Origin of the sequence: Tenacibaculum mesophilum (genome assembly GCF_003867075.1) — a bacterium.
Taxonomy (GTDB): Bacteria; Bacteroidota; Bacteroidia; order Flavobacteriales; family Flavobacteriaceae; genus Polaribacter; species Polaribacter mesophilus.
The window spans coordinates 74,110-87,990 of sequence record NZ_CP032544.1 but is presented as its reverse complement, the minus strand read 5'-3'; the positions used below and the strand labels follow the sequence as shown (position 1 = coordinate 87,990).

The following is a 13,881-nucleotide window of genomic DNA, read 5'->3' as shown; positions in this document are numbered from 1 at the left end:
ATTAAAAGAAATCCCGAGTATTGAAAAATCAATACTCGGGCAAGTGTTATTCTAACTCATTTTTTTATTAGATATATCTAAACCTTTTGCTAAGCTAAAAAGGTTTCCTAAAAGCGTTTGATCGTCATCAGATGTTGCTCTTTCTTTAAGAGTCATTAATAAGTTAGCAATTGTTAGGTTTTTAATATCATCAGAAGAAATTCCGTATTTTACAGCAAAATCTCTAACGCGTTCCATTAAGTTTCCTTTCACATCATCACTACTTAAAATAGCATCCTTTACCTCTTGTAAATTACTACTATTTTCAATCATCTTATCTAGTCCTTTAGCCTTAGTAATTTGTCCCATTATTTGCTCAAAGAACATAGTCTCTCCTCCTACTATATCAATTTTAGCAGATTTTAATGCTTGTCCAATAACATCAGCTTGTGCATCTGCAATATCTTTTTGTATGTTGATGTGCGCTAAATCTACTTTTAAATCTTTTTCTAGACGCAGTTTAAACTCTTCGTGTTCTTTACCTACACCATCTAATTTTTTCATTGCTGCTGCTTTTTCTTCAATTCCAGCTGCATCTGCTAAGGCTTTTTCTCTTATAATTTCCGCTTCAGCCATTCCTTCTTTTCTTAGTGCTTCAGCTTTTGCTTCAATACCTACAGCCTCTGCTTTTGCTTTCTTCTCAATAATAAGTGCCTCCATTGTACCAAATCGTTCACTAGCATCTGCTTTGGCATGCATTACTTGAGCTTCTGACATTCCTAAAGTAGCTTCTTCTTTTGCTTTTGCATCTGCTAATGTCTTACGAGCATCAGCTTCTTTTTCACTTGCTTCTTTATGTGCCTGCGCTTCAATGTTTATTTCTTCTGCTTTTTGTTTTGCAGCTTCTTTTTGAGCCTCAGCTTCTTTAATTGTTTTAATTAAATCTTCTTGAGCTTTTGCTTCAGCTAACGTAATGGTAACTTGCTTTTCTCTTTCTGCTGTTTTAAACGCCTGAATATCTTTCATATTCTCTTGTTCTTCAACAACTCCTTTTTCTAAAGTAACACGATCACGAATAACATCTTGTATGTTTTTCTTCTCTACTTCAACTACCTTTTCTTTTTCAATCTGAGCCAATGTAACTATTCGCTCACGTTCAGTAGCTTCTAACATTCTATCTTTTTCTACTCTTTCAGTTTCAACAACATCTGTACGTAATTTATTCTTAGCCGCTACAATAACTTGTCGTTGTTTATTTTCTTCTGCTACTTGTACTTTTTCCTCTGTTGCTATTCTTGCTGATTCTGATTTTAATAGCTCTTCTTGATTAACTTTTAAGATTTCAGCTTCTTCTCTTGCTTTAACGTTGGCTATTTCTCTTTTTTGTTGTTCTTCTTTTTCCGCTAATTGTTTATCTAATTCTAAAATAGCTTCACGAGCTTCTACATCTTGCTTTCGAATAGTTTTCTCTTCATCTCTTTTTATCAAGTTTGCTTTAATATTTTGTGCAGCTGTTAATTCAGTAATTTTTTTAATTCCTTCTGCATCTAAAATATTATCTGCTTTTAAATAAGATACTGATGTTTGCTCTAAGTAATCAATTGCACAGTCTTCCAGCGTGTATCCATTTAAGTCAGTTCCTATTATATCAACTATTTCATCTCTAAACTCTCTACGAGCTTCATACAACTCTGTGAAGTCAAATTTTTTCCCTACCGTTTTTAAAGCTTCAGAAAACTTAGCTTCAAATAAATCTTCTAGAGTTGAAATGTCTGATGCTCTATCGCAACCTATAGTTTGTGCTACTTTTTTAATAAATTCTACTTCATTGTTTACTCTTACAAAAAAGGCAACTTTAATATCTGCTCGCATGTTATCCTTACAAAGCAATCCATCATTACCTAAACGTTCTATTTGGATTTTCTTTACAGAAATATCCATAATTTCTACTCTGTGAAATACAGGTATTACATACATTCCTTTATCTGTTGCTACTTTAGTTCCTCCGAAACCTGTACGTATCAATGCTTGCCCTTGCGGTACTTTTTTGTAAAACATTGCTATTATAGCAAAGTATAGAATAATAAGGAATAGAATTAAACCTACACCTACTCCAATAACCTGTAATAAACTGTTTGTCATAGTTCTTTTTTTTAAAATAATTTGTTTTTAATTTATATATGATTGTGCGTAATAAAAAGACTTATCTTGGCTTTGTTTTATAATCAAGATTTGCTCTCTAAATTGTATAGGACTCCCATCTAACGATTTAATATTTATTGATAAGTGAGTCCCTTCAGCTTTTACTTCAGCTGAACCTAATTTTTTTTCTTTGATGTTCGATAAAGAAACTCCTACTCTACCTACTATATCTATCGGTAAATCTCCGTGTTGATTTAAGTTCTTAAAAAAACTTTTAAAAGGTGTTGTAAAAATTTTATTGATAAACAACGAGGGTAAAAAACCTATTAACATTAATGCAAAACCAAAGCTATTGTTTATACTTCCTGTTAAAACAGTAGAAAATGCCGTACAAATCCACCAAATAAAAATCCAACAGGTAAACGTAAACATAAAAGGTAACCCTACAAAATTGAAGTAAATCAGAAAAAATTGCCACCATTTTAATGGTTTTCTTCTCTTGCCTAGTACATCTTCTTTATTTACTTCTGCATTTGAAACATCATGAAAATCTGCATTCCCTCCTTCTATTCCTGAATCTGTATCAATATCAAAATCTACATCGATATCTACGTCTATATCTAAATCGAAATCAACTCCTGAAATCATTGTCACTATCCAATACAACAAAAGTATAATTACCAGTATTGTAAGTGGCAAGTTAACAGATGAAAATATAATATCAGTAAAAGTGTTCAATTTTATTCTTCTTTACTATTTAACCCTAATTTTTCTTTTAATTTTGACAGACTTTCTTCTGCCGAAGTTTCAGTTACATCTGCTGCCTCTGACAGTTCCTGATCTATTGATTTAGACGATTTCGCTATTTCTCCATAAGCTTCAGCCAAAGCTTCTTCTTGTTTCACTTTCTCCTTCATACGCTCTAACATAGCAACAGTACTAGCACTATCAATATCAGCCATTTGTTTATTCAAGTTCTTAGTTGCCTTAGAAACTTTAACTCTTGCTTTTAATGTTTTTAATTCATTTTCCCATTTACTAATATTCTGTTTAATCTCTTGAATATTGTGCTCTAATTTACTTACTGAGTCATTAAACTGAGCTTCTTCTTTTTTTACCATTCCTATTTTATGGTTTGTCTCTTCTTTTTTCATTAGAGCTTCTTTTGCTAATCGATCTGCTTCAGATACTTCTATATCACCATTTTGTCCTTTCTTTAAAATCAACACAGCTTTTTGCTCATAATCTTGACTCTTATATGTTAATTCTTCTACATCATTTTTAGCTCTAATAGCCAACGCCTTTACTTGCGCTAAGGATTCTAAACTCTTCTCTAAATTCAGTTTTAAGTCTCTAATTCCTTGTTCTGTCATTTTAATAGGATCCTCCATTTTATCTATCGCAGAATTTGCTTCTGATTGCCCTATTTTAAAAAGTCTTTTAAAAAAATTCATATCTATTTTTTTTAATATTTTGAAAAATTAATAATGTGATCTGAGTATTCACTTAAGAGTAAGCTAAGTGAGTTTAAACTCGCTTCAAACTCATTAGCATCTAAATTCTCTAATTGAAGTGTATCTCTAAAAATAACACGCTCTCCACTTTCATCTAAGACAAAAGCTCCGTGGATTATATCTCTATTCTTTTGCAGTAAACTCCTAAAAACTTCTTGATTAGGCTCTTTAATTTTAAAGATATATTGTTCAAAAATTATAATTGGATTTGCAACTCCTATAATTAAGTTTTTAATTCCTTCGTTTTCTTTCTCAACAACAAAAATACCTTCTTCTTGATTTTCTTTTATTATATTGAAATTTAACCCAAGTAAAAACTCCTTTACCTTACTAAAATGTGTATTCATTTTTAAGCAGTTTGATTAGTTAATATAGCATTCTTTTTAAGCGATAATATTACAAAAAGTTTCTAAAATCAAAGACACTTAACATAATATTATTAGCAATATAGATTCAAAAAAATTAATTTTAAACATCCCCCTACTAATTTTTAAACTAAGAAAATTAGCAAAAACAAAAATAATTAGCTAATATTGTTTGCTCAAATATACAAAAATAAAACCATTTAGCAAATAAAATTAGCAAAAACATGTCGTTCTTTGGTAAAAACATAAAAAAAATCAGAAGTGTTAAACGTTTAAGCCAGCAAGCTTTTGCAGAACTCTTTAACCTTAAGAGAGCTACACTGGGCGCTTATGAAGAAGGCAGAAGCGAACCAAAAATTGATACCATTATAAAAATTGCTAATTATTTTAGCATTCCTATAGACAATTTATTAACTTCAGAACTCACAGTTAATAATTTACTTCAGTTTAAAGAGGATTTAACCCTAGAAACTGAAAAACTATCAAAAGAAACCTTCACCATTATACCCTGCATAACCGAAAAGACAATTACAGAATACATAAAACACCACAACAAAACTTCTTTTATTGATGATTTATCCAAAATTCAACTCCCTATTAACTCTCAAAAAAAACTCAGAGCTTATACTGTTTCTAATTTAGAAATGGCTAATCACAATAATGGATTATACCCTAACGACATAGTAATAGGCCAGTTTACACCAAACAACACTATAAAGAACTTAAAAAATGGAGAGCTCACACTAACTCTTGTTAAAAATGAATTGATTCTACGCAAACTATACATTGAAAACGATTCTGTAACTCTACGTGCAAACCATAAAAACATCCCCGATAAAACATTTTCTATTACAGATATTAAAGAATTGTGGAAAATACAATATGTATTTTTCAATAGAATTCCTGACCTTAACACCTCTATAGAAAACAAACTTTCTTTTTTAGAACAAGAACTTTTGAAACTAAAAAGAGAACTACAATAAACAACTATCTAAATCCAGCAATTTTATCTTCTTCTAAAATTTCGTTGGTTTCTTCTTGCACCTTTTTTAATACCTCATTCAAATCGGTGATTGCATCTAAATCATGATGAGCCACCATATTTAACAGAGCTTTATCTTGCGCACGTCCTTTTTTCATCGCTTCTGCATACGGAATCTCTTCATTAAAAGTTACCATAGAATACTTTGAAAAATATTCTGTTGGAAACGTCTTCTCTAAGTCCATTTCTAACTTCCTCTTTTGCTTAAATAATGGATTTGCTACATGATCACGCATTTCGTAAAAATTATCGATAGCTAAATCAGCAATCGCATCAGTATCTTCTTTACGTGCTTTTTCATACGCTTTAAAAGTAGCTTGCCAATCTCCTTCGTGCGTATCTAGAATCGTATCAAATACCGTTACATCTTCAAACGATGCATTCATTCCTTGTCCATAAAACGGAACAATCGCATGTGCTGCATCTCCCATTAACAAAGTTTTGTTTTGATAATGCCAAGGCGAGCATTTTACCGTTCCTAAAGCTCCTGTTGGATTGTTTAAAAACTCATCTTTAATACTTGGTATCAACGCTAAGGCATCTGAAAATTCTTTTTCAAAAAACTCAGTTATCTTTTCTTCGGAAGTTAAGTTGTTGAAATTGTATTCTCCTTCGTCGTAACTTAAAAACAAGGTTACCGTAAAACTTCCATCTAAATTTGGCAACGCAATTAACATATACTCTCCACGAGGCCAAATATGTAAATGATCTTTACTTATTTGGTGTTTTCCTGACTTGTCTGCAGGAATTTCTAATTCCTTGTATCCATGTGTCAAGAAATTCTGCGAATAGCTAAACAAGAATTTTCTTTCTAAATAGTAGCTTTTCCTCAATGCAGATCCTGCACCATCTGTTCCAAAAATCACATCTCCATCTACTGAAAACTCTTCCTTCGTATTGTAGTTTTTAAAATGCGCCACGGTATTTTCAATATCAACCGAAGTACACTCTGTATTAAAATGAATGCTTACATTTTCGTGTGCTTCCGCTTCGTTTAATAAGATTCCGTTTAAGTCTCCTCTCGAAATAGAGTTGATATATTCTCCTTCTCTACCTGAATAATTAGAAGCAAACGTATTCCCTTCTCTATCGTGCATTAAACGTCCGTACATCGGAATACAAATTTCACGCGCTTTTTCTTCTACACCACATAAACGAAGTGCTTTAAAACCGCGATCAGATAATGCTAAGTTGATAGAACGTCCTGCTGAAATATCGGTAACTCGTAAATCTGGACGACTTTCATACATTGCTACCTTATAGCCTCTTTGTGCTAAACGAAGTGCTAATAAACTTCCGCATAAACCAGCACCTATAATTACTATGTTATCTTTTTTACTCATTTATTATTTGAATCGCTTTTTTATATGTTTCTTCACTTGTTTTCGTGTGAATTTCAGGAATAAATTTTTCTCTTGGCGTACCGCTTGCATGAAACAGTTTTTCAACAGGAAAACATAAATTGATCTTAGTATTTGGTAATCTATCACATTCAATAGCTCCTAACAATTTTGCCATCTCAGTCCCCACTACTGTTGCCGATTTTATGTTATCAAAACCTTGTGCTATTGCTTCTCCTACACTTCCTGTCCACCTTCCTGCTAATACAATAACTGGTTTTTTATATGGATTTTTTAAAGGTGTTAATAACTCAATCCAACTTCTTTTTATACCAAACTCTCTTTCTAAACTTACTTTTTCATGTTTTTGATATGGAATTGTTTCCGATATAAACTTTCCCATAATACTTTTAGCTACTTCTGCATTACCTCCACTTGGTGTATCTCTTAAATCTACAATTATCGCTTTGGTATCTCTAAACTCATCTACCTTTTTAGGAAAAGCTTTAATTACCTCATTGTTTCCTAAAGAATTATTTAGTTTTATGTACCCTATATTTCCTTTTATAACTCTTGAACTTAAAGTTCCGTTTTCTTTTTTTGAAGCTGTAGGTTTGTTTAATTTATATTGTTTTTCTTTTCCATTTTCTAGCACTAGAACCACTCTTTCTTCATTATGCTTTCCAGCAAACCATAAATTGGCAAAAAACTCTTTTACATCGCCTTTTGGGTTTTTAAAAGATTTTGGCAGTACTTCTTCTACTAAATCTTCAATTTTACGATTGTTAATACGAAGTAATTCATCTCCAACCTTTAATCCTGTTTCTTCAATTTCAAAACCCGATCTAATGTCAGCTATGTAATATTTTCCATCCTTTATTTTTACCCATGCATCAGTTGATGTTGGAATTAGTCGAAATGAAGATTTTAAATTTCGATTAATCCCCGTATGAGGGTCGTATAGTTCGTACGTTATATTCTCTATTAACCTAATAAACTGAGAATCATCCGAAACATTTTCTACCTCTTTTTGATAAATCTTTTTTACCTCATCCCAATTTGTTTGTTTTTGATCAAAGTAAGCGTAGAATCCATCAAACATACTCCACAAATAATCAAAATCTTTTTGATACTTAGTTTGAGCTATACTACTAAAGCTACATAAAACTAAAAAAACAACAACTACTTTTTTCATTTATAGCAATGTTTTTAAAATTTCAACCATTCTGTATACATCTTCAAAACTATTATACATTGGCACTGGTGCACAACGAATTACATCAGGTTCTCTCCAGTCGGTTATAATATTATTTTCGGTTAGTTTTTTGTGTAAACTTTTGTCTGCATTCTTTACTTGGATAGATAATTGACACCCTCTTTCTTTCGGATTGGATGGCGTAATTATTTTAATTCTATCGGTATCAATCTGATTAATTAGATATTCAAAATAGCCCGTTAATTTTTCCGATTTAGCTCTTAACGCTTCCATTCCTACCTCTTCAAACATATCTAATGAAGCTCTAATTGCTGCCATTGATAAAATAGGAGGATTACTCAACTGCCAACCTTCTCCTCCCTCCATTACATCAAATGGTTGACGCATGTTAAAACGAGTTTCTTTGTTATGGTTCCACCATCCTGCAAAACGCGGTAAGTCTTTATTGTGTGCATGTTTTTCATGTACAAATAGGCCTCCTAAACTTCCAGGACCCGAATTTAAATACTTATAGGTACACCAAGCCGCGAAATCAACTCCGCTATCGTGCAATTTTGGAGAAATATTTCCTGCACCATGAGCTAAATCTATACCTACCATACAGTTTTTAGCATGTCCTATTTCTGCAATACGTTTGATATCTAAATACTGTCCTGTATAATAGTTCACTCCTCCAATCAACAACAAGGCTATTTCATCACCTTGTTCATCTACTATTTTCTCAAGATCTTCAATACGTAATAATTCTTCTCCTTCACGAGGTTTCCATTCTATCAATCCTTCTTCTGTATCAAATCCATGGAATTTTAATTGCGATTGTACCGCGTACCTATCCGAAGGAAAAGCATCACTCTCTATAACAATTTTATACTTTGTTTTAGTTGGTTGATAAAACGACACCATTAACAAATGTAAGTTGGTCGTTAACGTATTCATCACTACCACTTCTAATGGTTTAGCTCCCACTATTTTTGCCATCGAATTTGTCAAAAATTCGTGATATGGCATCCATGGATTTCGAGCTTCAAAATGCCCTTCTACTCCATATTTTGCCCAATCGTCTAATTCTTGTTGAATGTATTGTTGTGTTTGTTTTGGTTGCAACCCAAGAGAGTTTCCTGTAAAATACAACCAATCATTCCCTTTTGCATCTTTAGGAATATGAAATTGTGCTCTTAAGTGTGCTAATTTATCTTCTTTATCTTGTTGCTGTGCGTAATCAAGTGTTGGTTTGTACATACTTATCTTTATTTCTAAAAACCATTTCAAAACACTAAAGATACTTTATTTTAATCTCAAAATAAAACTTAAAGCGTTTCACATGTTAAAACGGTGTTTTATAAACTTACCCATTTTTATTATATTAGTCAATATTTTTTTAAGAAAATGAATACAGGTTCTAAAAATTTAAACCAATCTATCATCAAAGCGTTTGCTGTTTTAGATGCTTTTAGCAATGACAAAAAAGAATGGGGCGTTAGAGAACTGGCTGCTAAAACTGGCTATAACAAGAGTACGGTATACCGATTACTAAGTACTTTAGTTTCGTTGAATGTTGTACTGCAAAACGAGAATGAAAAATACCAGCTAGGGAGCAAGTTATTTGAGTTGGGCAATCGTGTTTCTATATATAAATCACTAAGAAATTTAACTAATGAACCTATACAAAAGGTAGCTTTAGAAATTCAAGAAACGGTTTTATTGGGCATTTTAAAAGAACAGCAAGTGCTACACATTAATAAAGCTGATAGTTTACAAGGACTAAAAATAAGTACTTCTATAGGTTCTTATGCTCCCATTAATGGAAGTGCTATTGGAAAATTATTACTAGCTTTTGCTTCACCAGAAGCACAAGAATACTTTCTAGATTCGGTTACTCTAAGACCTTTTACCAAAAACACCATCACCTCTATTTCAAAATTCAAAGAAGAATTACTACTAATTCAACAACAAAAATTTGCATTAGACATAGAAGAATCAGAATTAGGCTTGGTATGTATTGCTATTCCAATTTATAATAACAAAGGAAAAGTGATTGCTGGAATCAGTGCTTCTGGACCTTTAAGTAGGTTTAAAATGGAGAACGTAACAAGTTATATTCAAATTTTACAGAAAGGAGCCAATATCATAGAACAGAATTTAAGTGACTTTGATAGTTTATAAAATTATGGAACAAATAAAAACACTCTTGCAATCTTTTGCTGACATCTCTGAAAAGGATTCAAACTATTTTTGCTCTAAACTCCAAAAAGTGACACTTCAGAAGAAAGAAATTGTATTAACCAAAGGAACCACTGAAAACTATCTTTCTTTTGTTGAAACAGGAATTTTAAGGTTATTCATTCCTAAAATTGAAAATGATGTAACATTTGGTTTTGTTTTTAAAAACAGCTTTATCAGTGCTTATGACTCTTTTTTAGCACAAACTCCTTCTGAATATAGTATTGAAACGTTAACCCCTACTATTTTATGGAGATTATCTTTTAATGATTTAGAAGACATTTATCAAAACACCTCCATTGGCAATGAAGTAGGAAGGAAAAACGCGGAGAATTTATTTTTACTAAAATCGAAACGAGAACTTTCTCTTTTAAACAATACACCTGAAGAAAGATACCTCAACCTTTTTCAAGAAAGGCCTGAATTAATCCAACACATTCCATTAAAATACATAGCATCTTATATTGGAATAACTCCACAAGCACTGAGTAGAATTAGAAAACGAATTTATTAACCCAAGTTCATTGACTCCTTCTTAAAGTTTCTTCAATTTTGGATAAAACTTTTTAGGCAATGAAACCATTATTTATTTTACTTCTAACTTTTATAGTTTCTATAGGAATACAAAGACTTATTTCAAAAAACATTAACTACCTGATTTCTGCCAGAATAGCCATGTGCACTATGCTATTGTTTACTGCATTAGGGCATTTTCTATTTACTGATGGCATGAGTAAAATGATTCCAAACTTTATTCCTTTAAAGCCAACTTTAGTATTAGCAACAGGAATTTTAGAAATTATATTAGCTATAGGCTTATTATTACCTGTTTACCAGAAAACAACTGCTTGGATTCTTATCTTTTTCTTACTACTTATGGTCCCTGCAAACATAAAAGCTAGTTTAGAAAACTTGAATTATCAAACGGGAACTTATAACGGAAAAGGACTTTCTTATTTGTGGTTTAGAATCCCATTACAACTCTTTTTTATTGCTTGGGTTTACTTTTCCACCTTAAAGAAATAACTATAAACAAAAACAAGGTCTACATTTTACTGCAAACCTCGAATAGTAAAAATTACATAGAATACGTTTTTAATACAGTACTCTAAATTTAATTGTTCCTTCAACTTTTTTAAGCTTTGTTATTACTTCTTGATTATATTCTTTATCAACATCAGTAATTACATACCCTACTTTTTCATCTGTAGAAAGATATTGTCCTGTAATATTCAATTCATATTTTGCTAATACCTTATTAATCTTTGCCATTATTCCAGGTACATTTTTATGAATATGTAAAAAACGATGTGCATTTTTATGCTTAGGTAAACGAATATTTGGGAAATTAACCGCATCAACCGTATTCCCTGAATTGATATACGCCATAATTTTGTTCGGAACAAAATCAGCAATATCTCTTTGAGCTTCTTCTGTACTACCTCCCACATGTGGAGTTAAAATCACATTATCTAATCCTTTTAACTCAGTATAAAACTCACCATTTTTTCTTGGCTCTTCAGGATACACATCTACAGCAGCACCTGCAAGTTTACCTGATTTCAACGCATCCACCAATGCTTCAATATCTACTACAAATCCGCGAGAAAGGTTTACCAAATGCGCTCCATCTTTCATTTCAGCTAACTCTTCCTTTCCTATATAGTTTTTGTTTGCTGAATTATCATCTACATGCAAGGTTACCACATCAGAAATATTCAACAACTCTTTTAATGTATCTAATCTTGTTGCGTTCCCTAAAGCTAATTTATCTTCAACATCATAATAGTACACGTCCATTCCTAAAGCTTCTGCCAATACAGATAATTGTTTTCCTATGTTTCCGTATCCAACAATTCCTAACTTTTTACCACGCACCTCTCTTGAACCTTGTGCTGTTTTATTCCATTGACCGTTGTGAATTTCTGTACTTCTTTGAAACACACTACGCATCAACATAATGATTTCTCCAATTGCTAATTCTACTACCGAACGAGTGTTACTATATGGTGCATTAAAAACTACTACTCCATTTTCTTTACATGCTTCTAAATCGATTTGCTTCGTTCCAATACAAAAAGCAGAAACCACCATTAACTTTTCAGCAGCTTCAATTACTTTACGAGTTACTTGTGTTTTAGAACGGATTCCTAACACATGAACATCTTTTAATTTTTCAATCAATTCATCTTCCGATAAACTTCTTGAAACAGTTTCTACAGAAAATCCATCACCTGTCAACTTTGTAAAAGCATCAGGGTGCACGTTTTCTAATAATAATATTTTAATTCTGTTCTTTGGGTATGATAGGTTTCTAGGCAATTTGTTAACGTATAAAAATTCATCTAAATTTGGGGTAATATGGTCGGCATTTGCGATTGTCTTATCTCTCGACACATTTTCTGTATAAGCAAAAAAAGTATCAGCAACACCAGCTTCTTTAGTTACAGCATCACTATAGCCATCTCCAATTACTTGTACTTCACCTTCTAAATTTAAGGATTTTAAACAATCTATCTTTCCGTTGTGCTTAGATAATGGATTTTGGGTATCAAATCCAACAATAACTCCATCTTTGTCAAACTCAAAAGTATTTGCGAATACTCTTTCCGACGGAATGTTATACTCGGCAACGATTGGGTCGATAAATTCTTTAAAGCCTGCTGAAATCACATAAATATCATCAGAAAAACTTTCAAAAAACTCTTTATTTCTCTCTATAGAAGGAGATACTTTTTGCTTTAGCTCCTCTATTAATAAAGGTAAATCAGACTTTTTTGCACTTAATAACTGAATACGTTTTTCTAAGGACTCAGTAAAAGAAATATCTCCATCAACTCCTTGATTAGTGATATGGATTACCTCTTGAATAATCTCATCTTTTTTCGGACTCCCATTTAAGGTGATTTCGGCTAAAACATCTAATGCTTCCACACTGGTAAGTGTACTATCGAAATCGAAAACGAAATTTCGTTTTACTAAATTCATGTTACTTAATTTGTGTTTTTGTTGTTGTGTTGTTAAGCCAACGAATGTACAAAGGTTTTCTTAAAAACACATATTACAAAACCCTTTAGTTTCAGTTTTTAACTATAAAAAACACGCTGCTTACAAGCTATTACTTTTCAAGTTTCAATACCTGCTAAAAGCTTCAATCTTAAACTAACAAAAATAACAACCAAAAAATGGGAATTGCCTCAACCCAAAAAGAACTGTAGTATTTAGACTGATTTACTCTTGCTCTCATCAATAAAATTAACAATACGGAAAACACCAATAAAAAAGCTGTACGGTATTGAGTATTCGGACTAATCATAAACTCCAACACCAAACACACCCCAAGCAAAACAACCCCAAACTTTTTAGTGTTTTCTAAACCTATTTTTTTAGGAATTGTTTGTAAAGAAATAGCATCGTATTGCACATCTCTAATATCAAAAGGAAGGATTAATATTATTACCAACAAAAAACGCTGTATTACACACAAGTAAACCTCAGTTGTGAAAGAAATTTCACTAGCATATATTGGCAATAACACCGTAGTTACTGCCCATACCAAGGCCACTACTATTATTTTTAAATAGCCAACACTTCGTAAGTTTTTTTGAAATCCACTTAAAAAAGGTACTGCATATAAAAAAGTTAAAACCCCTAAAGGCACGAAAAACAATAAAGTTCTTAAAGGTAGTAACCATGCATAATAACACATTAGCAAGAAACAAATCAACGAAAATATTTGAATGATTTGCAAGTTTTTAGTCAAACTTCGATGATGGAGTTTCGCTACTCCTGCATATTTAACAAAATTATACCCAGTAATTGTGGCAAAAAACACAAAAAAACCGAGTGATTCATCATACGAAAAACCAAAGTATAATTCCGTAATTATAAACAAAGAAATCACCGATAAGGCTACATGGATACTAGAATTTATATAAAAATCAAGTACTTTTTTAAAAAGGTTCATCTAACAAAAATAACTTTTCTGTTTATAACCAGCTGTTTTGGTTAATAAAATATTGTTTTTAACAAAAAAATATGTAGTATCAAATCAACCAATTTC

At 31.8% G+C, this 13,881-nt stretch carries 13 protein-coding genes; 4 read left to right on the top strand and 9 right to left on the bottom strand.

Translation table 11 applies throughout. From position 1 onward, the window contains the following. Positions 1-51 precede the first annotated feature (51 nt). The 4 genes from D6200_RS00485 to D6200_RS00470 are packed head-to-tail and all read right to left on the bottom strand — an operon-like array spanning position 52 to position 3,982. Positions 52-2,121 (bottom strand): Band 7 family protein, encoded by a 2,070-nt coding sequence (locus tag D6200_RS00485; RefSeq protein WP_047789343.1) that lies wholly within the window; start codon positions 2,119-2,121, stop codon positions 52-54. Between the two features lie 27 nt (positions 2,122-2,148). Beyond that, positions 2,149-2,859 (bottom strand): hypothetical protein, encoded by a 711-nt coding sequence (locus tag D6200_RS00480; RefSeq protein WP_073181345.1) that lies wholly within the window; start codon positions 2,857-2,859, stop codon positions 2,149-2,151. Positions 2,860-2,861: 2 nt separating this feature from the next. Continuing rightward, on the bottom strand, positions 2,862-3,575 hold the full coding sequence (locus D6200_RS00475) for a PspA/IM30 family protein (protein WP_073181346.1): 714 nt from the start codon (positions 3,573-3,575) through the stop codon (positions 2,862-2,864). A gap of 11 nt (positions 3,576-3,586) precedes the next feature. Continuing rightward, entirely contained in the window at positions 3,587-3,982 is a 396-nt protein-coding gene (locus D6200_RS00470) for a type III secretion system chaperone family protein (RefSeq protein WP_047789346.1), read from the bottom strand. Positions 3,983-4,224: 242 nt separating this feature from the next. Between D6200_RS00470 and D6200_RS00465 the strand changes: the two genes are divergently transcribed. After that, positions 4,225-4,983, top strand: coding sequence for a helix-turn-helix domain-containing protein (locus D6200_RS00465; RefSeq protein ID WP_047789347.1), 759 nt, complete (start codon positions 4,225-4,227; stop codon positions 4,981-4,983). Between the two features lie 4 nt (positions 4,984-4,987). Here the strand turns inward: D6200_RS00465 and D6200_RS00460 are convergent, their stop codons facing one another. From D6200_RS00460 to kynU, 3 genes are read right to left on the bottom strand one after another with little or no spacing between them, the layout of a single operon-like run. Next, on the bottom strand, positions 4,988-6,385 hold the full coding sequence (locus D6200_RS00460; protein ID WP_073181347.1) for an FAD-dependent oxidoreductase: 1,398 nt from the start codon (positions 6,383-6,385) through the stop codon (positions 4,988-4,990). After that, entirely contained in the window at positions 6,378-7,577 is a 1,200-nt protein-coding gene (locus D6200_RS00455; protein WP_073181348.1) for a S41 family peptidase, read from the bottom strand. The genes D6200_RS00460 and D6200_RS00455 overlap by 8 nt, the downstream gene beginning before the upstream one ends. Then, complete coding sequence (gene kynU, locus D6200_RS00450) at positions 7,578-8,837, bottom strand: kynureninase (RefSeq protein ID WP_073181349.1); 1,260 nt, start codon at positions 8,835-8,837, stop codon at positions 7,578-7,580. Between the two features lie 147 nt (positions 8,838-8,984). Between kynU and D6200_RS00445 the strand changes: the two genes are divergently transcribed. From D6200_RS00445 to D6200_RS00435, 3 genes are read left to right on the top strand one after another with little or no spacing between them, the layout of a single operon-like run. Continuing rightward, positions 8,985-9,761 (top strand): IclR family transcriptional regulator, encoded by a 777-nt coding sequence (locus D6200_RS00445; RefSeq protein WP_073181356.1) that lies wholly within the window; start codon positions 8,985-8,987, stop codon positions 9,759-9,761. 4 nt (positions 9,762-9,765) lie between these two features. Then, the gene (locus tag D6200_RS00440) at positions 9,766-10,332 is read left to right on the top strand and encodes a Crp/Fnr family transcriptional regulator (protein WP_073181362.1); all 567 of its coding nucleotides are present in this window, start codon (positions 9,766-9,768) and stop codon (positions 10,330-10,332) included. A gap of 59 nt (positions 10,333-10,391) precedes the next feature. Continuing rightward, positions 10,392-10,844, top strand: a complete 453-nt coding sequence (locus D6200_RS00435; RefSeq protein WP_073181363.1) for a DoxX family protein — start codon at positions 10,392-10,394, stop codon at positions 10,842-10,844. Between the two features lie 69 nt (positions 10,845-10,913). On the opposite strand, the gene serA is transcribed toward D6200_RS00435, so the two are convergent. Together serA and D6200_RS00425 are read right to left on the bottom strand one after the other, a co-directional pair. Further along, the gene (gene serA / locus D6200_RS00430) at positions 10,914-12,806 is read right to left on the bottom strand and encodes a phosphoglycerate dehydrogenase (RefSeq protein WP_073181364.1); all 1,893 of its coding nucleotides are present in this window, start codon (positions 12,804-12,806) and stop codon (positions 10,914-10,916) included. A 169-nt stretch (positions 12,807-12,975) separates the two neighbouring features. Next, positions 12,976-13,785, bottom strand: coding sequence for a UbiA prenyltransferase family protein (locus tag D6200_RS00425; RefSeq protein WP_073181365.1), 810 nt, complete (start codon positions 13,783-13,785; stop codon positions 12,976-12,978). Positions 13,786-13,881: the final 96 nt, after the last annotated feature.

Coding starts and splice junctions, on each gene's coding strand:
- D6200_RS00485 (WP_047789343.1), bottom strand. CDS start 2,121: ATGACAAACAGTTTATTACAGGTTATTGGAGTAGGTGTAGGTTTAATT.
- D6200_RS00475 (WP_073181346.1), bottom strand. CDS start 3,575: ATGAATTTTTTTAAAAGACTTTTTAAAATAGGGCAATCAGAAGCAAAT.
- D6200_RS00470 (WP_047789346.1), bottom strand. CDS start 3,982: ATGAATACACATTTTAGTAAGGTAAAGGAGTTTTTACTTGGGTTAAAT.
- D6200_RS00465 (WP_047789347.1), top strand. CDS start 4,225: ATGTCGTTCTTTGGTAAAAACATAAAAAAAATCAGAAGTGTTAAACGT.
- D6200_RS00460 (WP_073181347.1), bottom strand. CDS start 6,385: ATGAGTAAAAAAGATAACATAGTAATTATAGGTGCTGGTTTATGCGGA.
- D6200_RS00455 (WP_073181348.1), bottom strand. CDS start 7,577: ATGAAAAAAGTAGTTGTTGTTTTTTTAGTTTTATGTAGCTTTAGTAGT.
- kynU (WP_073181349.1), bottom strand. CDS start 8,837: ATGTACAAACCAACACTTGATTACGCACAGCAACAAGATAAAGAAGAT.
- D6200_RS00445 (WP_073181356.1), top strand. CDS start 8,985: ATGAATACAGGTTCTAAAAATTTAAACCAATCTATCATCAAAGCGTTT.
- D6200_RS00440 (WP_073181362.1), top strand. CDS start 9,766: ATGGAACAAATAAAAACACTCTTGCAATCTTTTGCTGACATCTCTGAA.
- D6200_RS00435 (WP_073181363.1), top strand. CDS start 10,392: ATGAAACCATTATTTATTTTACTTCTAACTTTTATAGTTTCTATAGGA.
- serA (WP_073181364.1), bottom strand. CDS start 12,806: ATGAATTTAGTAAAACGAAATTTCGTTTTCGATTTCGATAGTACACTT.
- D6200_RS00425 (WP_073181365.1), bottom strand. CDS start 13,785: ATGAACCTTTTTAAAAAAGTACTTGATTTTTATATAAATTCTAGTATC.